The following is a 24,043-nucleotide window of genomic DNA, read 5'->3' as shown; positions in this document are numbered from 1 at the left end:
AGTGAAAAGGTGAACATATGCAGGCCCTGAAAGTCGCCATGCTCGGTTGTGGAGTCGTCGGCACCGAAGTCGCCGCACGCATCCAGAACCGGAGCGAGGCCCTGGCCGAACGGATCGGAGCACCCCTTCGGCTCAGCGCGATCGTCGTCCGAGACGCTTCGAAGCAGCGCCCCGGGATCGACCCGAACCTGCTGACGACCGATGCGGATTCGGCCATCGGCGACGCCGATATCGTCATCGAGCTGATGGGTGGCATCGAGCCCGCCAAATCACTCATCCGCACGGCCCTCGACCACGGTTCGTCCGTGGTCACCGCGAACAAGGCGCTGCTGGCCGCCAACTACGGTGAGCTCACGTCCGCCGCTGACACCGCCGGCGTCCGACTCGAACACGAGGCGGCCGTGGCCGGGGCGATCCCGATCATCCGTCCCGTCGGCGATTCTCTCGCCGGGGACCGGATCGATCGCATCATGGGCATCGTCAACGGCACGACGAACTACATCCTCGACCAGATGGACTCCGAAGGCTGGGACTTCGACGATGCACTGACGACGGCCCAGCAGCTGGGCTTCGCCGAGGCGGATCCGACCGCTGACATCGGCGGCCACGACGCCGCGGCCAAGGCCGCCATCCTCTCGTCCCTGGCCTTCCACGCTCCGGTCTCGATCGACGAGGTCCATGTCGAAGGCATCGAGCACATCACCCCCGACATGGTGGCCACGGCCAGAGACCAGGGGTTCGTCATCAAACTCCTCGCCGTCTGCGAACGGGTCGGCCATTCACCTGCAGGGCCGGGACTCTCCGCTCGCGTCTATCCGGCCCTGCTGGGGCGCAGCCACCCCCTCGCGACCGTGCGCGGCGCCTTCAATGCTGTCTTCATCGAGGCCGAGGCCGCAGGCTCGCTCATGTTCTACGGGCAGGGTGCCGGCGGCGAACCGACGGCGTCGGCCGTCCTCGGCGATGTGGTCTCCGTGGCCCGTCGCAAGGTGCTGGGCGGCCGTGGTCAGTACGAGCGTCCGTTCCACGAGGATTCGACGATCCTGCCGATCTCGGCCATCACCACCCGATACCACATCACGCTCGACGTCGTCGATCGTCCCGGCGTCCTGGCCGCCGTCTCCGAGGTCTTCGCCGACGAGGGCGCATCGATCGAACTCATGCGCCAGACCGTGGGCGAGGTCGACGACGACGGCACTCAGCACGCAAAGCTCGTGCTCGCCACCCATTCGAACACCGACGCGATACTGCGGGGCACGGTCGACCGCCTCGAGGAGCTCGCGGTGGTCCGTGCCGTCAAATCCGTGATCCGTGTAGAAGGACAGTGAGAATGAGCGAATTTCCCAAGCAGCAGTGGCGCGGCGTCGTCGAGGAGTATCGCAGCCTCCTCGACGTCTCCGAGTCCATACCGGCCGTGAGCCTGGGTGAGGGCGGAACCCCGCTCATCCACGCGGACACGCTCAGTGAGCTCACCGGCGCCGAGGTGTGGGTCAAATACGAAGGGCTCAATCCGACCGCGTCCTTCAAGGACCGGGGCATGACGATGGCCATCACGAAGGCCGCAGCCCACGGCGCGAAGGCCGTCATCTGCGCTTCCACCGGCAATACATCGGCCTCGGCGGCGGCGTATGCGACCAAGGCCGGACTGACCTGTGCCGTGCTCGTGCCCTCGGGCAAGATCGCCCCGGGCAAGATGAGCCAGGCCATCGCCCACGGGGCCACGCTGCTCGAGGTCGACGGCAACTTCGATGACTGCCTGACCCTGTGCCGGAAGCTGTCCGAATCCTATCCCGTCCATCTCGTCAACTCGGTCAACCCTGATCGGATCGAGGGACAGAAGACAGCGTCCTTCGAGGTCGTCGACGTCCTCGGCGACGCCCCCGACATCCATGTGCTGCCCGTCGGCAATGCCGGCAACATCACCGCGTACTGGAAGGGCTACCGTCAGTACCGTGAGACCGGCGTCTCGACCCGACTGCCGCAGATGTGGGGTTTCCAGGCCGCGGGATCGGCCCCGATCGTGCTCGGACACCCCGTCGACGAACCCGATACGATCGCGACGGCGATCCGGATCGGCAACCCGGCCAGCTGGCAGCTGGCCATCGAGGCCCGTGATGCCTCAGGTGGAGTCATCGACTCGGTCAGCGATGAGGAGATCCTGCGAGCCCACAAGATCCTGTCCCGCGACGAGGGGATCTTCGTCGAACCCGGATCGGCCTCCTCGGTGGCGGGTCTGCTGAAGATGGCGGAGGCCGGCAAGGTTCCGGCGGGGGCGACGATCGCGGTCACCGTGACCGGACACGGACTCAAAGATCCCGGCTGGGCGCTGCACACAGCGGACGGCTCCGAGATCGAGCCGAAGCGGGTCTCCGTCGACGCCGTCAGCGCTGCCCGCGCACTCGGACTCGAAGACAGGTGAGTGTGCGGATCGAGATCCAGGTTCCGGCCACCTCGGCGAATCTGGGCCCCGGATACGACGCGTTCGGCCTGGCGTTGGGAATCTGTGATTCTCTGATTCTGACGATCCACGACGACCCCGTCGATGCCGGCAGCTGCGTCAGTGTGACGGGGGAGAGCGCGGAGACCCTGCCGACCGACCGTTCGCATCTCATCATGCGCGTGATCGGCGATGTGCTCGGCGCCGAGTACCCGCATATTGCCGGGGACGTGGTCGGCAGGATGAGCCTGGAATGCGTGAATCGGATACCGCATTCGCGCGGACTCGGCTCCTCCGCGGCCGCGATCGTGGGTGCGATTGCACTCGCAGGGGAGGTCGGCGCGTCAGCCGGCAGCCGACGTCTGAGCCGTCAGAGAGTTCTCGAGCTCGCCTCCGAACTCGAAGGGCACCCCGACAATGCGGCACCGGCGGTGTACGGAGGACTGACGATCGCACTTGGGAATCCGGCCCGTTCGTGGCAGATTCCGGCTCAGACCGTCGGCGAGGTCACGGTACTGGTGCCCGATGTGCGTCTGGACACGGACATCGCCCGCAGCGTGATCCCCGCAGCGATCGAGCACGAGGTCGCGGCGGAGAACTCCGCTCGGGCCGCGCTGCTCGTCCACGGTTTCGTCACCGACGGCTCCGTCCTGCTCGAGGCGACCGCGGATCGCCTGCATCAGGAGTACCGACAAGACGCGTATCCCGACTCGATGGCACTGGTCGACGCACTGCGGACCAACGGTCTGCCGGCTGTGATCTCGGGGGCCGGACCGAGCGTCCTCGTGCTCGAGGGCTCGGTCCCACCGTCTTTGGTCCCCGACGCGGTCACAACGATCCGCACCTCGATTGATCTCGGAGGATATCGGGTATCGGAAAAGAAATCAGCCTCGGATTCGCATGATCGGCGTTGAGCACGTAAACTGAGGGTGTTCCGTCAGTGAGCGGGGTGTGCGATACGTATCGCGAACCCGCTGTCAACTTCACACATTCTGGAACGTCTCCTGCTCATTCTTAGGCAGGTTATCTTTCACAATGCACCGTCAACGGTGTTTCCGTCGCCGTGAGTAAACGGCTCTTGCCGCACGGCCGAAAGAGGGAGAAGGACCTTCGTGTCTGAAACCACTACTCAAGATTCCACGCCGCGCACCGGCAGTCTGACAGCTTTGCGTCTGCCCCAGCTGCAGGAAATGGCAGCGGGACTCGGGATCAAAGGGTACCGTCGACTTCGCAAAGGCGAATTGATCGACGCCATCAACAACCACAATGGATCACAGAGCGACTCGGGCCAGCCTCAGGCTGCTGCCAAGTCCGCACCGGCCGCTCCCAAGTCTTCCGAGAAGGAGACGAAGGACGAGCCCAAGCGTCGGTCCTCACGTCGCAGTGCCGCCCCGGCGGCCAAGGACGAATCGAGCGATTCACAGGCCGTCGAAACCGCAGCGTCGTCGCCGGAGTCGGCTTCTGCAGAGACCTCTGCCCCCGAGGCTTCGGGCGCAAACACCGCTGCGGCCGCGGACGAGAGCTCGAGCCAGACCTCAGGTGATCCCGACAAGCAGCGTTCGCGTCGCAGTCGTTCGCGTTCGGGCGGTTCGGATGCGCAGCATGAGGACAACGGGCGCAGCTCGGATGACTCCGCCGACGGTGCGGACCGCAATGACCGGGACAACGGTCGCAGCAACGATCGCAATCGCCATAGCGACGACAACGACCGCAATGATCGCGGAAGCGATCGCAACGACCGTGGCGGCGACCGGAACGACGACCGCGCGGATGACCGGCGCAACCGCCACGGCGACGACAACGACCGTGGCAGCGACCGGAACAACGACCGCGGCAACGACCGCAACGATCGTGGCAGCGACCGCAACAACGACCGCGGCAACGACCGGAACGACCGCAACAACGATCGCGGCAATGACCGGAACGACCGGAACAACGACCGCGGCAACGACCGGAACGACCGCAACAACGATCGCAACAACGATCGTCGGGGTCGCCAGAACGACGACAACAACCGTCGCGGTCGCAACCACAACGATGATGACGATCGCGGCAACCGTCGCGGACGGGGCCGTGACCGTAAGCGTCGCGGACGCGGCAACGACGAGCCCGAGATCCGCAATGACGACGTGCTCATTCCCGTCGGGGGCATCCTCGACGTCCACGACAACTACGCCTTCCTGCGCACTTCCGGCTACCTGTCCGGGCCCAACGACGTCTACGTCTCGGCCTCCATGGTGCGCAAGAACAAGCTGCGCAAGGGCGACGCCGTCGCCGGCGCCATCCGCCAGCCGCGAGAGAACGAACGCAACGGCAAGCGTGAGAAGTTCGATGCGCTGGTGCGCCTCGACTCCGTCAACGGCCTGACCGTCGATGATGCCCGCAGCCGTGTCGAATTCTCCAAGCTGACACCGCTCTACCCACAGGAGCGGCTGCGTCTCGAGACGACCTCGAAGCTTCATTCGACGCGACTCATCGATCTCGTCACGCCCATCGGAAAGGGCCAGCGCGGTCTCATCGTGGCTCCTCCGAAGGCGGGAAAGACGATGATCATGCAGCAGGTCGCCAATGCGATCACCGAGAACAATCCGGAAGTCCACCTGATGGTCGTCCTCGTCGATGAGCGCCCCGAGGAAGTCACGGATATGCAGCGCGCGGTCAAGGGCGAAGTCATCGCTTCGACCTTCGACCGTCCCGCCGATGACCACACGACGATCGCCGAACTCGCCATCGAACGCGCCAAGCGTCTCGTGGAGATGGGCTCCGACGTCGTCGTCCTCCTCGACAACATCACGCGTCTCGGCCGCGCCTACAACATCGCTCAGCCCGCATCGGGCCGGATCCTCTCCGGCGGTGTCGACGCGAACGCACTCTATCCGCCGAAGCGCTTCTTCGGTGCGGCCCGCAACATCGAAGACGGCGGGTCGCTGACCATCCTGGCCACGGCACTCGTCGAAACCGGCTCGAAGATGGACGAGGTCATCTTCGAGGAGTTCAAGGGCACCGGCAACATGGAGCTGCGCCTCTCGCGTCAGCTCGCCGACAAGCGGATCTTCCCGGCCGTCGACGTCAACGCGTCGAGCACCCGCCGAGAGGAGATGCTGATGACGTCCGAGGAGACCAAGGTGATGTGGCAGCTGCGCCGTCTGCTGGCCGGACTCGAACAGCAGCAGGCCGTCGAGCTGCTCATGTCGAAGCTGAAGGAAACCGGTTCCAACGTCGAGTTCCTCATGCAGGTGCAGAAGACGACTCCACTGCAGAAGTCTTCCACCGACGCCAACTGAGATGGCCGACGATGACACCCTGAAGGCCAGCGTCAGCGCACTGCTCGATGAACACGCACGACTGGAGGCGGAGCTCTCCGATCCCGCCGTGCACGCTGATGCTGGCCGGGCCAAGAAGCTGACCAGGCGATACGCGGAGCTCGAAAAGGTGGCGGTCACCGCCCGGCGTTTCTCCGAACTCGAAGACGACGCCGCCGCCGCCGAAGATCTCGCGGCCGACGACGCTGATTTCGCGGCCGAGGCCGCACGCCTGAATGAGGAGGCTTCGCAGGTCGAAGCCGAACTCAAAGATCTCTTGGTGCCCAGCGATCCCGACGATGCCCGTGACGCGATCATCGAGATCAAAGCCGGTGAGGGTGGGGACGAATCCGCGCTGTTCGCAGGAGACCTTCTGCGCATGTACCAGCGGTGGATCGACTCGCACGGGTGGTCCTCGCAGATCCTCGATGCCACGCACTCCGACCTCGGGGGGTACAAGGACGTGACCATAGCCGTCAAGGCCAAAGACACCGGTGCCTATGGGTGGGTGAAGTTCGAGGGCGGCGTGCACCGAGTCCAACGTGTTCCCGTGACCGAATCCCAAGGACGCATCCACACCTCGGCCGCCGGAGTTCTCGTGTTCCCCGAAGTGGACGAACCCGAGGAGGTCGCCCTTGAGGACAACGACCTGCGCATCGACGTCTATCGGTCCTCGGGCCCGGGAGGGCAGTCCGTGAACACGACGGACTCCGCCGTGCGCATCACTCATGTGCCCACGGGCATCACTGCGAGCTGCCAGAACGAGAAGTCACAGCTGCAGAACAAGGAAGCGGCCATGCGCATGCTGCGTGCACGAATCCTTGCCAAGCAGGCAGAGGAAGCCGCGGCAGAGGCCGCGGACATCCGTCGCTCGCAGGTGCGCACGGTCGACCGCTCCGAGCGGATCCGGACCTACAACTTCCCGGAGAACCGGATCACCGACCATCGGACGGGCTACAAGGCCTACAACCTGGACCATGTCCTGGCCGGAGACCTCGACGCCGTGATCGGCTCCTGCCGCGACGCAGACAAAGCGGCCCGGCTCGATGCGCTGGGAGACTGATCTGAATCCGCAGGCGCCCGTAAGCGGGGGAGACGTGTCGACCGTCCTGCGCGGGGCAGACCGGCTGCTCGCCGACGCCGACGTGCCCGGTCCAGCTCCCGACTCGACGGCGCTGCTCGCCCACGCCTGGGGCATCGATCCCTCCGAGCTGGCCCGCAGGCGACTCCTCGGCGAGGCCGTTCCGGTTGAAGTCACGCAGGAATTCGCGCAGCTCGTCGAACAGCGGCGACAGCGCATTCCACTGCAGCACCTCATCGGCTCGGCTGCCTTCCGCCACATCGAACTGCAGGTGGGGCCCGGAGTGTTCGTGCCTCGCCCGGAGACCGAACTCCTCGTGACCGAGGTCCTCGAAGAGCTGGACAGACAGCAGAACACGACCACGCCCTTCGTCATCGACCTGTGTTCGGGTTCCGGGGCCATCGCCCTGTCACTGGCCGCCGAGCATCCTCAGCTGCGCATCATCGGCGTCGAGCGGGAGCTCGAGGCCCTCGCCTGGTCACAGAAGAACCTGCGCAGACTCGACCTCGGTGGCTCCACCGTCGAACTGGTTCCCGGCGATGCAACGACGTTCGTCGACGAGAACCCGCACCTTCGCGGCAGTGCGGATGTCGTCGCGAGCAACCCTCCCTACGTGCCCGATACCGCTGTTCCCCACGACCCGGAGGTCCGTGATCACGATCCGGTCGCTGCTCTCTACGGCGGTTCGACAGGTCTGGAGATTCCCGGACTCATCATCGTCCAGGCCGAGAAGCTGCTGCGCCCCGGCGGATTCTTCATCATGGAGCACTCGGAAGAGCAGGGACAGACCGTCCGCGAACTCATCACGTCGACGGCCAGTCTCAGACAGGCCGCCACCTTCCCGGACTACACTGGACGCGACCGCTACACGGTGGCTCACCGTGTGGGCCGGGTCAACCCGTGACCACGGACCGCTCGGTTCCGGCCACCGACCATCACGATTCGAAACGGAGAATGTGTGTCGAGACGATTCGACGTCACCCAGAGCGACATCCGTGATCTGGTCCTTGACGAATGCGCCAGGGTCAGTGAGGCAGGCAGCCTGCTCGTCATTCCCACGGACACCGTCTACGGGATCGCCGCAGACGCGTTCAGCGCCTCGGCTGTGTCTGCGCTGCTGGCTGCGAAGGGGCGCGGACGCGATATGCCCCCACCTGTCCTCGTGCCGCGTGCAGAGACGGTCTTCGGCCTCGTCGACGGGGTCGACGAGACGATTCTGGCGCTGACCTCGCGGTTCTGGCCCGGTCCGCTCACTATCATCGCCAACGCTCAGCCCTCGCTCGACTGGGACCTCGGCGACACGCACGGGACCGTTGCTGTGCGAATGCCCGATGACGAATACGCTCTGGCTCTGCTGGGGCGGACGGGGCCACTGGCCGTCTCCAGCGCCAACGTCTCCGGCCAACCGGCGGCCACCTCGGCGGACGCGGCCATGGAGATGCTCGGTGATGACGTCGACATCTACATCGACGGGGGAGTCCGCAGCTCCGGTGTCTCGTCAACCATCGTCGACCTTACCGCCGATGTTCCGCGGATCGTGCGCGAGGGCCCCGTCTCGACCGAGGATCTGCGCGAGATCGTTCCCGACATCATCGACCTGGACGGCTGAGTGCGCGCCTACCTCTTCATCCTCCTCATCTCGGCCCTCGTGGCCTACCTGCTGACCCCGATGGTCAAGCGGGTCGCCGAGCGCGGACTGATCTTCTCGCCCCTGCGTGAGCGGGACGTGCATTCCGTGCCGACGCCGAGGCTGGGCGGAGTCGCGATGTTCGGTGCCGTGATCGTCGCCCTCTTCTTCGCCTCCCAGACCCCGTTCCTGCAGCGGATCTTCGTCGACATGGCCCCAATCATCGGCATCGCGGGAGCAGCGACTGTGCTGTGTGTGCTGGGCATCATCGACGACATCTGGGATCTGCACTGGATCACCAAGCTGGCCGGCCAGGCGCTGGCCGCAGGGTTCATGGCGATCAACGGGGTGGCTCTGCTGTCGATCCCGTTCGGCGGCGTCATCATCGGCTCACCGCGGATGTCGATCATCATCACCATTCTGGTCGTCCTGGTCACGATCAATGCCGTGAACTTCGTCGATGGCCTCGACGGCCTCGCTGCAGGTGTCGTCGCCATCGGCGGCAGTGCCTTCTTCATCTACTCCTACGGACTCGCCCGGGACGCCTCACCCGATTCCTATGCCAACCTCGCGTCCCTGATCACCGCGATACTCGTCGGTGCCTGCGTCGGCTTCCTGCCGCACAACTTCAATCCCGCTCGCATCTTCATGGGCGATTCCGGATCGATGCTGATCGGACTGCTGCTCGCAGCCTCGACGATCCGCGTCACCGGACAGGTCGACCCGGCGCTGATCGGCGAAGAGCGCGTCTTCGCGACCTTCCTGCCGATCATCCTGCCGATCGCTGTGATGTTCCTGCCGCTGCTGGATCTGGGCCTGGCCGTCGTCCGTCGGCTCCTGGCAGGTCAGTCGCCGTTCTCCGCCGACGCCAAACATCTCCATCACAGAATGCTCAGTCTGGGACATTCTCACGTTCGAGCCGTGCTCATCCTCTACACCTGGACCGCACTCATCGCATTCGGGTCCGTGATGCTCTTGCTGATGCCGTGGATCTACGTGGTCTGCATCGTGGGTGCACTGTTCGCCGTCACCCTCGTCTTCACCTTCTACCCCCTGCGGGTCCGTCAGAAAGCCAGAGAGGAAATCTCATGACCGATGAGTCTGCCCACAAGGAAACGTATGTCCAGGCCGCGTGGACGCGGGTGTGGCGGACCATGCTGGTCCGAGGCATCGTCCTGGTCGTTGCGGTCGCGGTGCTCGGCATGGGCATCGGCTACCTGGTGTCCGGGACCGCGGGCCTCAACGGCGGAGCCGTCGGCGGGGGATTGGCCGCGATCTTCATCATCATCACTCTGGTGATCATGTATGCGGGCCGCAATATGGGGCTGACAGCGATCGGCGGATTCTTGGGCATGGGTTTCCTGTTCAAGGCGTTCATCTTCATGATCGTGATCTGGCGGCTCAAAGACGCAAGCTGGCTGGACGGAACCGTGGCCTTCTTCACGATCGTCGTCGCCGTGATCGGCTCCTCGCTCGTCGAAGCCCTGACCGTCGTCAAAGGGCGAGTTCCCTACGTCGACCCGGACGCGAAATAGGCGTCGCCGGTCAGTGCGAAAACCCCTGCCAGAAGATGTACAGTCAAAGGTGATGAATTTGTCGGCAGCTCTCTACGATTGGTAGAGTAGTTGCGGTGCTGGAGCCATTTGTCGCTCCATGTCGCTCCTGAACCTAAAGCCACACACCTGATGTGTGGATAAGGCCAGGCCATCAAGGCTTTTGACCATGGGAGAGTAAAGGAAACGTGGGAACACTCAACGCCGCGAACACAATGATCCAAGCCGCTGAAAGTGGTTATCACGCCCCGTCCATGGCGGAGTTCTTCCCCGCTGCGTTCCTGTTCGAAGGCACTCCCTTTGAGATGAACCGCGTGATGCTCATTCGCGTCCTCGCCACTGTGGCAGTCGTTGTTCTGCTCGCTGTGTGGGCCAAGCGGATGAAGCTCGTTCCCAGCCGCTTCCAGTCGGCAATGGAGCTGGCCATGGAGTTCGTCACCGTCGGCATCGCCGAGGACACCATGGGCAAGAAGCGCGCCAAGAAGTTCATGCCGCTGATCGTGGCGATCTTCTTCGGCATCCTGTTCTGGAACGTCACGAAGCTCATTCCGTTCCTCAACATGCCGGGCACCGGCGTCATCGGTCTCCCGATCGTCCTCACACTCACGGTCTACGTCACCTATCACTGGGCCGGCATCGCCGAGAAGGGACTCGGCGGCTACCTCAAGGATTCTCTGATCCTGCCCGGCGTCCCATGGCCGATGCACATTCTGCTCATCCCGATCGAATTCATCACGAAGTTCGTCACTCAGCCGTTCACGCTGGCGATCCGACTCTTCGCCAACATGATGGTCGGCCACCTCCTCCTCGTGCTCTGCTTCTCCGCGACGAGCTTCTTCCTGCTCGACGCGGCGAACGGATTCCAGTTCTTCTCGATCGTGACCTTCGCCGGCGGCTTCTTCGTCTTCATCCTCGAGACGCTGATCGTCGTCCTGCAGGCCTACATCTTCGCCTTGCTCTCCTGCGTCTACATCAACGCCGCAGTCTCAGACGAACACTGACTCAACACCCAGAACCGTAACTCACGAGTTGCACGGTCGGGCCAACCACCCGGCTTCATTATGAAAGGAAAAGCATCCTATGGATATGCTCGCCGCAGTTGAAGGTAGCGTTTCGACAATCGGTTACGGCCTCGCCGCAATCGGACCGGGCGTCGGTGTCGGTATCGTCATCGGCAAGACCATCGAGGGAACCGCACGTCAGCCTGAGATGGCCGGCGCACTGCGGGGAAACATGTTCCTCGGCATCGCGCTGATCGAGGCCCTGGCCCTGATCGGCATCGCCACCCCGTTCTTCCTGCCCTGATCACGAAGAGGACTAATCGATGACTCCGGTACACATTCTTGCCTCGGCTGAGAACCCGCTTCTCCCAGCCTGGTACGACATCATCTGGAGTGCCATCTGTCTGCTGATCGTCTTCCTGGTTGTCTGGAAGTACGTCCTCCCGGCCTTCAACAAGACCCTCGACGAGCGCGCACAGCGCATTCAGGGTGGAATTGAGAAGGCTGAGAAGGTGCAGGCCGAAGCCGATGAGGCTCTGGCCGAGTATCAGAAGCAGCTCGCCGACGGCCGTGCAGAAGCTGCACGACTGCGTGCCGAGGCTCAGGAAGAAGGCGCCCAGATCATCGCCAACATGAAGACCCAGGCTCATGCGGAGTCGGAGCGCATCGTCGCTCAGGCTCAAACGCAGATCGAAGCCGAGCGTCAGTCCGCCATGGTGCAGCTGCGTTCGGAAGTCGGGACGCTCGCCACCGATCTGGCATCGCGCATCGTCGGTGAGTCTCTCACCGATGATCAGCGTTCTGCCAACGTGGTCGACCGCTTCATCTCAGATCTTGAGTCGCAGTCGTCGGCACAGCCGGTCAAGGGGGCGTGATGCTCCAGTCGAGCAGACTGTCCCTGCAGGTCGTTCTTGAAAGCGCCAATGCCGAAATCTCGAACGGCGACGCGCGGGAGTTCGGTAAGGGCGAACTGGCCGTCGTCGCCGTTCTCGCGGAGAACGTGACGCTGCGCAAGGCCTTGGCGGACTCGTCCGAGTCGGCCGAGAAGAAGCAGCAGCTGCTGCGGACTCTGTTCTCGACTCGGACCACTGAACCCGTTCTGCGTTCGAGCGAAGTGGCCGTCGGCCAGCGCTGGGCCAGAACTCAGGACTTGGTGACCAGCCTCGAAGTCGCCGGTGTGACAGCCATCGCCGCTGCCGCACAGGCGACCGGTCGACTCGGTCAGGTGGAGGAGGAAGTCTTCCGCTTCGCCCGTCTGTGCGAAAGCGAACACGAACTGGCTCGCGCCTTGGACTCCGATGCGTCAGCCCAGTCGAAGCGTGAGCTCATTGCAGACTTGCTGGCAGGTAAGGCTGAGGCCGACACCATCACTCTGATCGAGCAGGCGGCCGTGTATCCGCGCGGGCTGCGGGTGGCCACCGCTCTCGACCAGTACAGCGACATCCTCGCGGCCAGGCAGCAGCGTTCGGTCGCGGATGTGACCGTCGCCAGACCGCTGAGCGAAGCACAGACCGAGAAACTCGCGGCCGCTCTTTCATCCAGTTACGGGCGTGACCTCGTTCTCAACGTCCAGGTCGATCCCGAGGTGATCGGGGGCGTCCGCGTACAGGTCGGTGATGAGATGATGAGTTCCACAGTGGCTGATCGCCTGGCCGATGTGAAGCGCAAGCTCACACGTTAATTCGAGGGGCCGGTCAGTCCGGCCGCACAGGCGGCCCACCGGTCGTCGGACACAAGTTTTGAGTAAAGGAAGCAGGGAAACCAGATGGCGGAACTGACAATTCGCCCGGAAGAGATCCGGGACGCTCTCGGGAAGTTCGTTGACTCGTACAACCCCGAGAGTTCGGTAAAGAGCGAGGTCGGCAAGGTCGTCACCGCCGGTGACGGAATTGCCCACGTCTCGGGCCTGCCGGGGACCATGGCCAACGAACTCCTTCGGTTCGAAGACGGCACTTTGGGCCTGGCACAGAACCTGGACGAGCGGGAGATCGGCGTTGTCGTACTCGGCGAATTCTCCGGAATCGCCGAGGAGCAGAACGTCTACCGGACCGGTGAGGTCCTGTCGATTCCCGTCGGTGACGGATACCTCGGTCGCGTGGTCGACCCGCTGGGGCGTCCCGTCGATGGGCTCGGAGACGTCGACACCGTCGGCAGCCGTGAGCTCGAGCTCCAGGCCGCAGGCGTGATGGATCGCCAGGAGGTCCGCGAACCTCTGCAGACCGGTTACAAGAGCATCGACGCCATGATCCCGGTCGGACGTGGCCAGCGTCAGCTTGTCATCGGTGACCGCAAGACGGGTAAGACCGCTCTCGCGATCGACACGATCATCAACCAGAAGGCCAACTGGGAGACCGGCGACCCGACGAAGCAGGTCCGCTGCATCTACGTCGCCGTCGGCCAGAAGGGCTCGACCATCGCAGGTGTGCGCCGGTCGCTCGAAGAAGCCGGCGCACTGGAATACACCACGATCGTGTCCTCCCCGGCCTCCGACCCGGCCGGCTTCAAGTACCTCGCACCGTACTCCGGATCGGCCATCGGTCAGCACTGGATGTACGACGGCAAGCACGTCCTCGTGGTCTTCGATGACCTGTCGAAGCAGGCCGAGGCCTACCGCGCCGTCTCTCTTCTCCTGCGTCGTCCGCCGGGCCGTGAGGCCTTCCCCGGCGACGTGTTCTACCTCCACTCACGCCTGCTCGAACGCTGTGCGAAGCTGTCCGACGAGCTGGGCGGCGGATCGATGACGGGGCTGCCGATCATCGAGACCAAGGCCAATGACGTCGGTGCGTTCATTCCCACCAACGTCATCTCGATCACGGATGGTCAGATCTTCCTCCAGTCGGATCTGTTCAACGCCGGTCAGCGTCCCGCTGTCGACGTCGGTGTATCCGTGTCGCGGGTGGGCGGTTCGGCTCAGACGAAGGCGCTCAAGAGCGTCTCGGGCACTTTGAAGATCTCCTTGGCACAGTATCGTTCACTCGAGGCATTCGCGATGTTCGCCTCGGACCTCGACGATGCGACCAAGCGTGATCTGGCCCGCGGCGCCCGCCTGACGGAACTGCTCAAACAGTCTCAGTACACTCCGATGCCCTTCGAGAAGCAGACTGTGTCGATCTTCGCCGGCACCCACGGCTATCTCGATGAGATCGAGGTCTCCGACGTGCTGAAGTTCGAAACTCAGCTCCACGACCACATTGAGCGCAAGACCGGCATCTTCACGACCATTCGTGAGACGCTCAAGCTCGATGACGACACTTCGGCCGAGCTCGACAGCGTGCTGGAGGAGTTCACCAAGAACTTCGTCAGCACGGACTCGAACGGATCCAAGGTCGGCAGTGAGGACACTGCCACCGCGTCCTCCGAAGAGGTCGAGCAGGAGCAGATCGTTCGGCAGAAGCGTTGAACCTGATCCGTAACAGCGAAAGGAAGAACTGATGGGAGCCCAGCAGAGGGTCTTCAAACAGAAGATCCGCTCTACGTCGTCCTTGAGGAAGATCTTCAAGGCCATGGAGCTCATCGCTGCTTCGCGGATTCAGAAGGCCATCGCCCGGTCTCAGGCTGCCAGCCCCTATGCCAACGCTCTGACCCGCGCGGTGTCGGCAGTGGCAAGCGAGTCCAATGTCGACCATGTGTTGACGACGGAACCGGAGACAGTCAGCCGGGCGGCCGTGCTGGTGGTCGGTCCCGACCGCGGATTCGCGGGAGCCTATTCGGCGAACCTGCTGCGGGAGGCCGAGGAGCTCGTCCGCCTGCTGCACAGCGAGGGCAAGGACGTCGCACTGTTCACCGTCGGTGGCAAGGCCGAGAACTACTACACGTTCCGCGACCGTGCGATCGAGCGGTCTTGGACGGGTTTCTCCGAGACCCCGACGCCCGAGAACGCCCGCGAGATCGGGGAGGCCCTGCTGCAGAGCTTCAACGCGGAGTCCGCAGAGAACGGTGTCGATGAGATCTACATCGTCTTCACGAAGTTCGTCTCCAGCGTCAAGCACGACCCGGAATACCGGCGTCTGCTTCCGCTGGAGGTCGTCGACGCGGACGAAGTCGCCACCGGCGGCGGTTCCGCACCGGCAGCCCCTGCAGCCGCGTTCCCACTCTATGAGTTCGAACCCAGTGCAGAGGCCGTGTTGGACTCGTTGCTGCCGCGTTACATCGATTCGCGGATCCTGTCCGCGCTGCTCAGCGCTTCGGCCTCCGAGCAGGCTTCGCGACAGGCTGCGATGAAGACGGCGACCGACAATGCGGATGATCTCATCAAGACCTACACCCGGTTGGCCAATTCGGCTCGCCAGGCGGAAATCACCCAGGAACTCACCGAGATCGTCGGTGGGGCCGATGCCCTTGCGGCATCATCAGCCGGCGACTGACCGGCGAGAGCAGAGAAGAAAGAGACCATGACTGCCACAGCTACGGATACCTCCCCGGCGCAGGGCACAGCCCTCGGCCGGATTTCCCGAGTCATTGGCCCGGTTGTCGACATCGAGTTTCCGCTCGACTCCGTGCCAGAGATCTACAACTCCCTGTCCACCTCGGTGGAACTCTCCGAGGGCACGCGCAAGCTGACCTTCGAGACCGCGCTGCACCTGGGCAACGGCATCGTGCGTGCCGTGTCGCTGCAGCCGACCGACGGACTCGTCCGGGGGCAGGAAGTCGTCGATTCCGGCGCACCCATCACAGTGCCCGTCGGCGAAATCACGAAGAACCACGTGTGGAACACCACCGGCGACTGCCTCAACCTCGAAGACGGCGAACAGCTCGAGATCGGTGAACGCTGGCCGATCCACCGCAGCGCCCCCGCGTTCGACGAGCTCGAGTCGAAGACCGAGATGCTCGAGGTCGGAATCAAGAGCATCGACCTCCTCACCCCGTATGTCCAGGGTGGAAAGATCGGTCTCTTCGGTGGTGCCGGTGTCGGCAAGACCGTCCTCATCCAGGAGATGATCTACCGCATCGCCCACAACCACAGCGGCACCTCCGTGTTCGCAGGTGTGGGAGAGCGCACCCGTGAGGGCAACGACCTCATCATGGAGATGGACGAAGCAGGAGTGTTCAAGGACACCGCGCTCGTCTTCGGTCAGATGGATGAGCCACCAGGCACCCGACTGCGTGTGGCCCTGTCGGCTCTGACCATGGCGGAGTACTTCCGCGATGTGCAGAACCAGGACGTGCTGTTGTTCATCGACAACATCTTCCGTTTCACCCAAGCCGGTTCCGAGGTGTCGACCCTGCTGGGCCGCATGCCCTCGGCCGTGGGCTACCAGCCGAACCTGGCCGATGAGATGGGCCTGCTGCAGGAGCGCATCACCTCGACTCGTGGTCACTCGATCACTTCGATGCAGGCGATCTACGTTCCCGCCGACGACTACACCGACCCGGCACCGGCGACGACGTTCGCGCACCTGGACGCGACGACCGAGCTCAGCCGTGACATCGCCTCACGTGGTCTGTACCCGGCCATCGATCCGCTGACCTCGACCTCGCGCATCCTCGATCCGCTGATCGTCGGCGACGAGCACTACCGGGTGGCCAACGAGGTCAAGGCGATTCTGCAGAAGAACAAGGAGCTGCAGGACATCATCGCCATCCTCGGCGTCGACGAGCTCGGTGAGGAGGACAAGCTGGTCGTCCACCGCGCCCGCCGCATCGAACAGTTCCTCTCGCAGAACACCTACACCGCCGAGAAGTTCACCCAGGTGCCCGGCTCGACGGTTCCGCTGTCCGACACGATCGAAGGCTTCTCGAAGCTGTGCTCCGGCGAGGTCGACCACATTCCCGAACAGGCATTCTTCAACGTGGGTGGGCTTGACGACGTCATGCGCAACTACGAAGAGATGCAGAAGTAAGCCATGGCTGCACTCGATGTGAACGTCGTAGCAGCCGACCGTGAGGTATGGGTCGGTGAGGCCAAGCGCGTCATCGCCCGTACCTCGGACGGCGAGATCGGCATCCTGCCAGGTCACGAGCCCGTGCTGGGTGTTGTAGCCGATGGTGAGGCCCGTATTCTCACTCCTGCGGATGAGACCATCCGGGTTCAGGCCGATGGTGGTTTCCTATCGGTGGAGAATAATCGCGTCATCATTGCCGCTGATCAGGCCGAACTTCTCTGATCCGTCAATTACACTGGCAACCGTGAACCCTTCCGTCCTGCTGATCGTTCTGCTCTCGTTAGTGGGACTCGCTCTTGCGCTGATCGTCGTGGTGACGATCCGTCGCAGGTCGATTTCGAAGCTCTCCGGTGCTTTTGACTGTTCCATCAACGTGGGCGAGGAATCCTCTTCTCGCCCACGTTGGCGTTTGGGTGTCGCCGTGTTCTCGGTGGCCTCACTGGACTGGTATCCGGTATTCGCGTTGACTCGACGCGCCGCGGTGCGTCTGCCGCGCGCCGACCTCGATATCCTCGTCCGGCGCAAACCCACGTCTGGCGAGCAGTACTCCGTGCTGCCGGACGCGGTGGTGGTTGACTGTTCTTACGGCAAGGCCGACGGTCGGCCCCGCTCCGTATCACTGGCCATGGACACCGAGTCGCTGTCGACGATGGCATCATGGTTGGAGTCCTCGCCACCTGGATTCAATCCGACGATGGGAAGGTTCACCTGATGGATGTGTTCCGTTTGACCGGCCCGAGTCGTCTGCTCGGCGACGTCGATATCAGGGGGGCGAAGAACAGCGTCCTCAAGCTCATGGCCGCCAGTCTTCTCGCCGTCGGTCGGACGATCATCACCAACGTCCCGGCGATCCTCGACGTCAGAATCATGGTCCAGCTCCTGACCCGGCTCGGCTGTGACGTCGAATACGACGCGGACCGCGGCATCGTCAGCATCGACGTGCCGGAGGCCGTGGGCATCCAGGCCGATTACGAACTCGTCCGCGCGATGCGGGCATCCATCTCAGTGCTCGGTCCGCTGACGGCCCGGATGCGCTCTGCGCATGTGGCGCTGCCCGGCGGCGATGCGATCGGCTCACGTGGCCTCGACATGCATCAGGCCGGCCTCGAAGCCCTGGGCGCGACGGTGCACCTCGACCACGGGTATTTCGTCGCCGATGCGCCCGGTGGTCTTCGCGGAACGGACATCTCCCTTGAGTTCCCCTCCGTCGGAGCCACGGAGAACCTCGTCATGGCAGCGACTCTCGCCCATGGCGTGACGACGATCTCGAACGCGGCCAAGGAGCCGGAGATCGTCGACATCTGCACGATGCTCGTGGACATGGGAGCACGGATCGACGGCATCGGCACGTCCGAGATCACGGTCACCGGAGTCGACTCGCTCCATCCCGCCGAGCACCGCACGGTCGGTGACCGGATCGTGGCCGGCACCTACGCCTTCGGTGCAGCGTTGTCGGGCGGCGACGTGACTGTCAAGGGCGTCGGCCTCGAACTGATGCCGAATATCGCGATCAAGCTCCGCGACGCTGGGTCGAGAGTCGATGACCTCGGTGAGATCGAGTTGAGCGACGGCACACGCGGCGGCGGGTTCCGAGTCATAGGGTCCGAACGTCCGCTCGCGATTCGTGTCGCAACGATGCCGTTTCCCGGCTTCCCGACCGACCTGCAGCCCTTCGTCATCGCCCTCAACTCCGTATCGGACGGGGTGGGTCTGCTCTCGGAGAACCTCTTCGAGGCCCGGTGGAGGTTCGTTCAGGAGATCGCTCGGCTGGGTGCGAAGGTCCGAGTGGACGGCAATCATGCGCTGATCACCGGCGTCGAGGGACTATCCGGCGCCGAGGTGGAGGCTTCGGACATCCGTGCCGGTGCCGGTCTCGTCATGGCCGGTCTGCGTGCGGTCGGCATCACCGAGGTCTCGGGCATCGATCACATCGAACGCGGTTACGAGAACTTCGTGTCCAATCTGCGTCGGCTCGGTGCCAACATCGAACGTGTGGAGAAGGCCGACATTCTCAGCTTCGAATAGCGTTCGGCGCTTACGTCAGCGCTCAGAACAGCCTCGAATCGGGATCGTCCATGCCGCGAAGCGCGTCGTAGTCGAGGACGACGCAGCGAATCCCACGGTCTTCGGCCAAGGTGCGTGCCTGCGGTTTGATCTCCTGCGCGGCAAAGACGCCCTGCACCGGGGTGAGCAGCGGATCACGGTTCATCAGCTCCAGGTACCTGGTCAGCTGCTCGACGCCGTCGATGTCTCCACGTCGCTTGATCTCGACGGCGACCGACTGGTGTCCATGATCGCGGGCGAGGAGATCGACGGGCCCGATAGCCGTCATATACTCACGTCGGACGAGGCTGTAGCCATCCCCGAGCGTTTCGATGTGTTCAGCCAACAATTCCTGCAGATGGGACTCCACGCCGTCCTTGACCAGTCCGGGGTCCACTCCGAGCTCATGCCGATCATCGGCGATCACCTCGGCGATGGAGATGACCAATCGGTCTCCGGTCTTGGCTTGGGACACCGTCCAGATCTCCGACAGGCCCGCTTCCGTCTGATCTTCGCTCGGCTTCGTGACTGTGATCGAGCACGGGGGAGTCATCCAGTTCAGCGGTTTGTAGGATCCGCCATCCGAATGGATGAGGATCGAGCCATCGGCCTTGAGCATGATGAGACGGGTGGCCATGGGCAGGTGGGCGGTCAGACGACCGGCATAATCAACGGAGCATTCAGCAATGACGAGACGCACGCGTTTCACCCTACGTGAGACAATGAGCAGATGCCACGATCTACCTCCTCGCGTCGCAAGAACAAATGGCAGCGCAGCCCACGTGAACTCTCCGACTCCGTGAGCGGGCTGCGCACGAGCCGCCAGCTGTCCGACGGAACCTGGTCGGTGCAGAACGTCGCCGGCAATACGCAGGGCAAAGTGTATGTCTGTCCCGGGTGCGGACAGGACGTGGCCTCATCGACGGCACATATCGTCGCGTGGAGGCAGAGCGCCGGTCACGGGACCGAGATCGGCGTTGAGTCTCGACGACACTGGCACACGAGATGTTTTCAGAGATTCCGGTGAGCGCGGCGGGTGCCCGGGCATGAGGAAGGGGCCAGTTCGATGCGAACTGGCCCCTTCCTCGATGTGGCCGACCGGCGATCGGCGTGAACCTCAGCGCAGCGAATTCTTCGAGCGCGAAGCCTGGGCGTTATTGTCCTTCGATCCTGACACCTGAGCGTCGATGGCGATCGTATCGGCGTCGGTGGCCCCGTTGGGCAGCTCGGAGTCATCGACCGACTCCTCGGCACCATCGTCGTCTTCCGACTCGGCTGCCTCGGCTGTATCCTCCTCGTCCGAAGTCGTCGACGCGTTCGTGGATTCCGACGCGCCGTCAGCATTCGCAGCAGAGTCGGAATCGGCTGGGTCGGAGGAATCCGTCGCCGCCGAGTCGGTCGCAGTCGCCTCGGCATCGCCCGTCACGTCGGTGCCGTCGGGGTCTTCGGCCAACAGGTCGGCGAGCTCATCGTTGCCGGCGATCTGCTCGGTGGCATGCGACGCCGACTCGGCCTTGTCAGGATCGACCGAGTCGCCGTCCATGACGCCGGGCATGGCGAAGAGCGAACGGAGCTGGTCGAGCTGGGCTGTGATCGTCTTGCGCTGTTTGGTCAGCAGATCGACCTGGGACTGGGCCGAGGCCACATTGCGTTTGGCTTCGGCAGCCGATTCCTCGATCGTGGCCTCGGCCGTGGCACGGGCCTCGCTGATGAGGGTCTGTGCGCGGGTCTTGCCGTCGGCGATGATCTCGTCGGCCTTCTTCACGGCGTCTTCGCGGGTCGTCTCCGCCCGTTCGGCTGCTTCCTTGGCCTCCCCGTCTGCCTTGGCTGCGCGCGCCTGTGCTTCGTCGATGACCTTCTTGTTCTCGGCCTGGGCGGCGTCGTAGCGCTTCTTGCGATCGGCCTCGTCGGCTTGGCGCTTACCGGCGAGTTCGACGTCGAGTTCGTCCGCAGCCTTCGTCGAAGCCTCATCGCGGGCCTTGGCCGCGGCGAGCAGCTCATCGGCCTGGGCCTGAGCGGCCGCAATCGACTCATCGGCCTCGGTCTTGGCCTCGGCGCGAAGATCTGCGGCCTGTTTCTCGGCAGTGGCCTTGAGCTCGGAGAGTTCGTGATCGAGACTCTCACGAGCTTCCTTCGTGGCCGCCTCGTTGGCCTCAGTGGCCTGGTTGTACTCTCGCTCGGCGGTGGCCTTGAGCTCGGACGCGCGCTTCTCTGCGGCCTTGACGGTCTCATCGGCACGCATCTCGGCCGAGCTGATGATCGCATCTGCCTCCGAACGGGCATTCGACAGGGTGTCGTTGCTCTCGGTGTGCATCCGGGCGCGGGCCGATGCTGCTTCGGCCCGGGCCTTGTTGCGAATGGTCTCGGCATCGGAGTTCGCCTGGGTCAGGGTTTCGCGGGCCTGGGACTCGGCGATCTTGAGAAGGTGGTCGATGCGACTGCCGGGAGGACCCGCAGCCTCGGCGCTGTCGTTGGCGGCCTTCTTCAGCTGAGCTTTCGCTTCGGACAGTTCCCCTGCAATCTGGAGCTTCGCGCGATCGGCGTTGATGACCTGGCTGCGCGCGTCGGAAAGGGCCTTGCGAACGGACTCGACCTCGGTGCGCAGCTGCTGCAGGCGAGAATCAACTTCACTTTTTTCGTAGCCGCGCATCGCTGTGCGGAATTCTTCGGTGGGCGTCACTGAAGTGGACTCCTGTCATGTCAAGGGATGTGGTCAAATCGTCCGTCGTCCAGTCTAACGGACACACCATGAGTGTTGGGTGCGAATGCTCTCCATGTGGACACCTCCGGGTATGAGGCGACCCAGGCCCCGTGATGGGGCCACAGACACCTGGACTATCCTGGAGGCGGAAAGCACTTCATCGATTCCCGGCACTCGAACGCCGGCTCGAACACCTGAGGAGGAAACATGGCTGATGCAGTGATCGTCGCGGGTTCCCGCACGCCGTTCGGGCGTCTGCAGGGAGGCCTGTCGTCTTTGTCGGCAGTGCAGCTCGGCGCGGCTGCGATGACAGGCGCACTGACTCGCGCAGGCATCAAGGGCGAGGACGTCGACTACGTCATCATGGGGCAGGTTCTGCAGGCCGGACTCGGCCAGGGCCCTGCGCGACAGGCGGCCGTCGAAGCGGGCATCCCGATGAGCGTTCCGGGCGTGACCGTGAACAAACTGTGCCTGTCGGGGATGAACGCGATCACGCAGGCCGCGCAGCTCGTCCGGGCCGGAGAGTACGACGTCGTCGTCGCCGGCGGGCAGGAATCGATGAGCCTGGCACCCCATCTGTTGGAGAAGTCGCGTTCGGGCTACAAGTACGGCGACGTCATCGTCAAGGACCACATGGACTATGACGGACTCTGGGACGCCTTCACCGACCAGGCCATGGGAGGCCTGACCGAAGAGGCCAATGCCGGTGACTTCGAGTTCTCCCGTGAGGATCAGGATGCCTTCGCCGCCCGCTCCCACCAGCGAGCCGCCCGGGCGTGGGAATCCGGCTCCTTCGGCGACGAGGTCGAGCCCGTCACGATCCCCGGCCGCAAGGGCGATGTCACCGTGTCAGCCGATGAGGGGGTGCGCTCCGAAACCACAGCGGAGTCGATGGGGAAGCTGCGCCCGGCCTTCCGCAAGGACGGTACGATCACGGCCGGGAATGCCTCGCAGATCTCTGACGGGGCGTGTGCGGTCGTCGTCATGTCCCGCGAGAAGGCTCAGGAGCTCGGCGCGCCCATCCTCGCCGAGATCCGCTCCCACGCCTGGACTGCCGGCCCCGACTCGACCCTGCAGCATCAGCCTTCACAGGCGATCAAGGCCGCCGCCGAACGTGAGGGGGTCGCGGCCGACTCCTTCGACCTCTACGAGATCAACGAGGCATTCGCCGCAGTCGGGCTCGCGAGCTCGAAGGACCTGGGCGTCGACCCGGACAAGGTCAACGTCAACGGCGGAGCGGTCGCACTCGGGCACCCCATCGGTGCATCGGGTGCGCGCCTCGTGCTGACCCTGGCCTTGGAACTCCGGCGCCGAGGCGGAGGCACGGGCGTCGCCGCTCTCTGCGGTGGCGGTGGACAGGGCGATTCGCTCATCGTGGACGTGCCCTCGCCGAACTGACACCGTTGAGGAAACAGAACTGACACCGTTCAGGAAGGAGAGCACCATGCTCGTCGCATTCTCCATCGCTCCCAGTGGCGGGGACAACAGGGACGCATCCGTCCACGACGCTGTCGCCGCGGCCGTGGAAGTCGTCCGACGCTCCGGGCTGCCACACCGCACCGATTCGATGTTCACCACGCTCGAAGGCGAATGGGATGAGGTCTTCGCTGTGGTGAAGGAGGCCACGGAGGCCGTCGGCGAATTCGGCTCACGTGTGGCCCTGGTCCTCAAGGCCGATATCCGCCCCGGGTATTCCGGCGAGATCGATGGCAAGCTCGAGCGCCTGGAAGACGCCGTCGATTCACGCAGTCAGGACTGACCGGGTCCTGCCGGAGCAGGCGGTCGACATCGGTCGACAAGCTCAGGGCCGCAGGAAACTCTCGGCCGATTCCTAGTGACTTACGTCTCGTTTGGGTTTACTCTTTTTCTAAGGAAGAAGGAGATGAATAATGAACGGTTCCACGTACTTCACCACAGCCACCGCACTGACGATGGTCGCCCTGCTCGGCTTCATGGCAGCCGGCTTCTTTCCGGTCATAGTCGACTTCGCCTTCGCCATCGAGGCAGTAGCGGTCATCCTGGCGCTCATCGGAGTCGTCATGGTCGCATTCGTGACCGTGCGCAAGTCACTGGAGCGAGCCGCTCGCCTCTACTGATCCATGAGCTTCGCCTCGTGATGTGAGAGGCCATGCGGCCACACAGCCACAGCGGTCCTCGCCGGTGTTTCGGACTCAAAACCCCGAGCCGCCGGCGAGGACCGCTTTCTGTTCTGTGTGCAGCATCAGATAGGATATTTGAGCCTCCGTAGCTCAGTTGGATAGAGCAACCGCCTTCTAAGCGGTAGGTCGCGGGTTCGAGCCCCGCCGGGGGTACTCGTCATCCCGAGCGGTCTGCAAACGCCCTCCATAGCGCCCCCGCAGGGAGCAATTACCTTCCGTCACGGCGTGGCAATTGGTGCAGAGCTGGGAAAACGTAGAGA

24 protein-coding genes and 1 tRNA gene are annotated in these 24,043 nt (G+C 63.9%); 23 read left to right on the top strand and 2 right to left on the bottom strand.

Annotated elements, in window-relative coordinates; all coding sequences use genetic code 11:
• Nucleotides 1-17 precede the first annotated feature (17 nt).
• From BKA07_RS13745 to murA, 19 genes are all read left to right on the top strand, one after another.
• Complete coding sequence (locus BKA07_RS13745; protein ID WP_167951383.1) at nucleotides 18-1,325, top strand: homoserine dehydrogenase; 1,308 nt, start codon at nucleotides 18-20, stop codon at nucleotides 1,323-1,325.
• A 2-nt stretch (nucleotides 1,326-1,327) separates the two neighbouring features.
• Nucleotides 1,328-2,416 carry a threonine synthase gene (gene thrC, locus BKA07_RS13740; RefSeq protein WP_167951382.1) on the top strand — a complete coding sequence of 363 codons (1,089 nt, stop codon included), beginning with the start codon at nucleotides 1,328-1,330 and terminating at the stop codon, nucleotides 2,414-2,416.
• A 2-nt stretch (nucleotides 2,417-2,418) separates the two neighbouring features.
• A complete protein-coding gene (thrB, locus tag BKA07_RS13735; protein WP_167951381.1) occupies nucleotides 2,419-3,348 on the top strand; it encodes a homoserine kinase in 930 nt (309 codons plus the stop codon).
• Between the two features lie 198 nt (nucleotides 3,349-3,546).
• Nucleotides 3,547-5,718 carry a transcription termination factor Rho gene (rho, locus tag BKA07_RS13730; protein WP_167951380.1) on the top strand — a complete coding sequence of 724 codons (2,172 nt, stop codon included), beginning with the start codon at nucleotides 3,547-3,549 and terminating at the stop codon, nucleotides 5,716-5,718.
• Nucleotide 5,719: 1 nt separating this feature from the next.
• Nucleotides 5,720-6,799, top strand: a complete 1,080-nt coding sequence (gene prfA / locus BKA07_RS13725) for a peptide chain release factor 1 (protein WP_167951379.1) — start codon at nucleotides 5,720-5,722, stop codon at nucleotides 6,797-6,799.
• 34 nt (nucleotides 6,800-6,833) lie between these two features.
• Nucleotides 6,834-7,721 carry a peptide chain release factor N(5)-glutamine methyltransferase gene (gene prmC, locus BKA07_RS13720; RefSeq protein ID WP_342449075.1) on the top strand — a complete coding sequence of 296 codons (888 nt, stop codon included), beginning with the start codon at nucleotides 6,834-6,836 and terminating at the stop codon, nucleotides 7,719-7,721.
• A gap of 54 nt (nucleotides 7,722-7,775) precedes the next feature.
• Nucleotides 7,776-8,426, top strand: a complete 651-nt coding sequence (locus BKA07_RS13715; RefSeq protein WP_167951377.1) for an L-threonylcarbamoyladenylate synthase — start codon at nucleotides 7,776-7,778, stop codon at nucleotides 8,424-8,426.
• On the top strand, nucleotides 8,427-9,536 hold the full coding sequence (locus tag BKA07_RS13710; protein ID WP_167951376.1) for an MraY family glycosyltransferase: 1,110 nt from the start codon (nucleotides 8,427-8,429) through the stop codon (nucleotides 9,534-9,536).
• Nucleotides 9,533-9,979, top strand: coding sequence for a Cg1360 family ATP-synthase-associated protein (locus BKA07_RS13705; RefSeq protein ID WP_167951375.1), 447 nt, complete (start codon nucleotides 9,533-9,535; stop codon nucleotides 9,977-9,979). Before BKA07_RS13710 ends, BKA07_RS13705 begins: the two co-directional genes overlap by 4 nt.
• A 206-nt stretch (nucleotides 9,980-10,185) precedes the next feature.
• A complete protein-coding gene (gene atpB, locus BKA07_RS13700; protein WP_342449074.1) occupies nucleotides 10,186-10,998 on the top strand; it encodes a F0F1 ATP synthase subunit A in 813 nt (270 codons plus the stop codon).
• A gap of 79 nt (nucleotides 10,999-11,077) precedes the next feature.
• Nucleotides 11,078-11,302, top strand: a complete 225-nt coding sequence (atpE, locus tag BKA07_RS13695; protein WP_039210675.1) for a F0F1 ATP synthase subunit C — start codon at nucleotides 11,078-11,080, stop codon at nucleotides 11,300-11,302.
• 19 nt (nucleotides 11,303-11,321) lie between these two features.
• Nucleotides 11,322-11,873, top strand: coding sequence for a F0F1 ATP synthase subunit B (locus BKA07_RS13690; protein ID WP_167951374.1), 552 nt, complete (start codon nucleotides 11,322-11,324; stop codon nucleotides 11,871-11,873).
• Nucleotides 11,873-12,679 carry a F0F1 ATP synthase subunit delta gene (locus BKA07_RS13685; RefSeq protein ID WP_167951373.1) on the top strand — a complete coding sequence of 269 codons (807 nt, stop codon included), beginning with the start codon at nucleotides 11,873-11,875 and terminating at the stop codon, nucleotides 12,677-12,679. The genes BKA07_RS13690 and BKA07_RS13685 overlap by 1 nt, the downstream gene beginning before the upstream one ends.
• 84 nt (nucleotides 12,680-12,763) lie before the next feature.
• Nucleotides 12,764-14,398, top strand: a complete 1,635-nt coding sequence (gene atpA / locus BKA07_RS13680) for a F0F1 ATP synthase subunit alpha (RefSeq protein WP_167951372.1) — start codon at nucleotides 12,764-12,766, stop codon at nucleotides 14,396-14,398.
• A 31-nt stretch (nucleotides 14,399-14,429) separates the two neighbouring features.
• Complete coding sequence (locus tag BKA07_RS13675) at nucleotides 14,430-15,362, top strand: F0F1 ATP synthase subunit gamma (protein ID WP_167951371.1); 933 nt, start codon at nucleotides 14,430-14,432, stop codon at nucleotides 15,360-15,362.
• Nucleotides 15,363-15,389: 27 nt separating this feature from the next.
• On the top strand, nucleotides 15,390-16,838 hold the full coding sequence (gene atpD / locus BKA07_RS13670) for a F0F1 ATP synthase subunit beta (protein WP_167951370.1): 1,449 nt from the start codon (nucleotides 15,390-15,392) through the stop codon (nucleotides 16,836-16,838).
• A gap of 3 nt (nucleotides 16,839-16,841) precedes the next feature.
• On the top strand, nucleotides 16,842-17,102 hold the full coding sequence (locus BKA07_RS13665; RefSeq protein WP_167951369.1) for a F0F1 ATP synthase subunit epsilon: 261 nt from the start codon (nucleotides 16,842-16,844) through the stop codon (nucleotides 17,100-17,102).
• Complete coding sequence (locus tag BKA07_RS13660) at nucleotides 17,074-17,592, top strand: DUF2550 domain-containing protein (protein WP_245161951.1); 519 nt, start codon at nucleotides 17,074-17,076, stop codon at nucleotides 17,590-17,592. The genes BKA07_RS13665 and BKA07_RS13660 overlap by 29 nt, the downstream gene beginning before the upstream one ends.
• On the top strand, nucleotides 17,592-18,905 hold the full coding sequence (gene murA, locus BKA07_RS13655) for a UDP-N-acetylglucosamine 1-carboxyvinyltransferase (RefSeq protein WP_167951368.1): 1,314 nt from the start codon (nucleotides 17,592-17,594) through the stop codon (nucleotides 18,903-18,905). The genes BKA07_RS13660 and murA overlap by 1 nt, the downstream gene beginning before the upstream one ends.
• Before the next feature lie 22 nt (nucleotides 18,906-18,927).
• Here the strand turns inward: murA and nucS are convergent, their stop codons facing one another.
• Together nucS and BKA07_RS13645 are read right to left on the bottom strand one after the other, a co-directional pair.
• Complete coding sequence (nucS, locus tag BKA07_RS13650) at nucleotides 18,928-19,623, bottom strand: endonuclease NucS (protein WP_167951367.1); 696 nt, start codon at nucleotides 19,621-19,623, stop codon at nucleotides 18,928-18,930.
• Nucleotides 19,624-20,040: 417 nt separating this feature from the next.
• On the bottom strand, nucleotides 20,041-21,603 hold the full coding sequence (locus BKA07_RS13645) for a cell division protein (RefSeq protein WP_167951366.1): 1,563 nt from the start codon (nucleotides 21,601-21,603) through the stop codon (nucleotides 20,041-20,043).
• A 228-nt stretch (nucleotides 21,604-21,831) separates the two neighbouring features.
• Between BKA07_RS13645 and BKA07_RS13640 the strand changes: the two genes are divergently transcribed.
• The 4 genes from BKA07_RS13640 (at nucleotide 21,832) to BKA07_RS13625 (ending at nucleotide 23,936) form a co-directional block, all read left to right on the top strand.
• Nucleotides 21,832-23,022: an acetyl-CoA C-acetyltransferase gene (locus tag BKA07_RS13640; RefSeq protein ID WP_167951365.1), complete on the top strand. Its 1,191-nt coding sequence runs from the start codon at nucleotides 21,832-21,834 to the stop codon at nucleotides 23,020-23,022.
• A gap of 46 nt (nucleotides 23,023-23,068) precedes the next feature.
• A complete protein-coding gene (locus BKA07_RS13635; protein ID WP_167951364.1) occupies nucleotides 23,069-23,383 on the top strand; it encodes a thiamine-binding protein in 315 nt (104 codons plus the stop codon).
• A 130-nt stretch (nucleotides 23,384-23,513) separates the two neighbouring features.
• Nucleotides 23,514-23,720, top strand: coding sequence for a hypothetical protein (locus tag BKA07_RS13630; protein ID WP_167951363.1), 207 nt, complete (start codon nucleotides 23,514-23,516; stop codon nucleotides 23,718-23,720).
• Between the two features lie 142 nt (nucleotides 23,721-23,862).
• Nucleotides 23,863-23,936 (top strand) — tRNA-Arg (locus BKA07_RS13625).
• Nucleotides 23,937-24,043 lie beyond the last annotated feature (107 nt).

Origin of the sequence: Brevibacterium marinum (assembly GCF_011927955.1) — a bacterium.
GTDB lineage: Bacteria > Actinomycetota > Actinomycetes > Actinomycetales > Brevibacteriaceae > Brevibacterium > Brevibacterium marinum.
The sequence above is the reverse complement of the archived record's forward strand: the minus strand, read 5'-3'. Positions and strand labels throughout refer to the sequence as shown.

What these genes read in the sequence shown, in the direction of transcription:
- BKA07_RS13745 (WP_167951383.1), top strand. Translation starts at nt 18, where the DNA reads ATGCAGGCCCTGAAAGTCGCCATGCTCGGTTGTGGAGTCGTCGGCACC.
- thrC (WP_167951382.1), top strand. Translation starts at nt 1,328, where the DNA reads ATGAGCGAATTTCCCAAGCAGCAGTGGCGCGGCGTCGTCGAGGAGTAT.
- prfA (WP_167951379.1), top strand. Translation starts at nt 5,720, where the DNA reads ATGGCCGACGATGACACCCTGAAGGCCAGCGTCAGCGCACTGCTCGAT.
- BKA07_RS13705 (WP_167951375.1), top strand. Translation starts at nt 9,533, where the DNA reads ATGACCGATGAGTCTGCCCACAAGGAAACGTATGTCCAGGCCGCGTGG.
- atpE (WP_039210675.1), top strand. Translation starts at nt 11,078, where the DNA reads ATGGATATGCTCGCCGCAGTTGAAGGTAGCGTTTCGACAATCGGTTAC.
- BKA07_RS13690 (WP_167951374.1), top strand. Translation starts at nt 11,322, where the DNA reads ATGACTCCGGTACACATTCTTGCCTCGGCTGAGAACCCGCTTCTCCCA.
- BKA07_RS13685 (WP_167951373.1), top strand. Translation starts at nt 11,873, where the DNA reads ATGCTCCAGTCGAGCAGACTGTCCCTGCAGGTCGTTCTTGAAAGCGCC.
- atpA (WP_167951372.1), top strand. Translation starts at nt 12,764, where the DNA reads ATGGCGGAACTGACAATTCGCCCGGAAGAGATCCGGGACGCTCTCGGG.
- BKA07_RS13675 (WP_167951371.1), top strand. Translation starts at nt 14,430, where the DNA reads ATGGGAGCCCAGCAGAGGGTCTTCAAACAGAAGATCCGCTCTACGTCG.
- atpD (WP_167951370.1), top strand. Translation starts at nt 15,390, where the DNA reads ATGACTGCCACAGCTACGGATACCTCCCCGGCGCAGGGCACAGCCCTC.
- BKA07_RS13665 (WP_167951369.1), top strand. Translation starts at nt 16,842, where the DNA reads ATGGCTGCACTCGATGTGAACGTCGTAGCAGCCGACCGTGAGGTATGG.
- murA (WP_167951368.1), top strand. Translation starts at nt 17,592, where the DNA reads ATGGATGTGTTCCGTTTGACCGGCCCGAGTCGTCTGCTCGGCGACGTC.
- BKA07_RS13640 (WP_167951365.1), top strand. Translation starts at nt 21,832, where the DNA reads ATGGCTGATGCAGTGATCGTCGCGGGTTCCCGCACGCCGTTCGGGCGT.
- BKA07_RS13635 (WP_167951364.1), top strand. Translation starts at nt 23,069, where the DNA reads ATGCTCGTCGCATTCTCCATCGCTCCCAGTGGCGGGGACAACAGGGAC.
- BKA07_RS13630 (WP_167951363.1), top strand. Translation starts at nt 23,514, where the DNA reads ATGAACGGTTCCACGTACTTCACCACAGCCACCGCACTGACGATGGTC.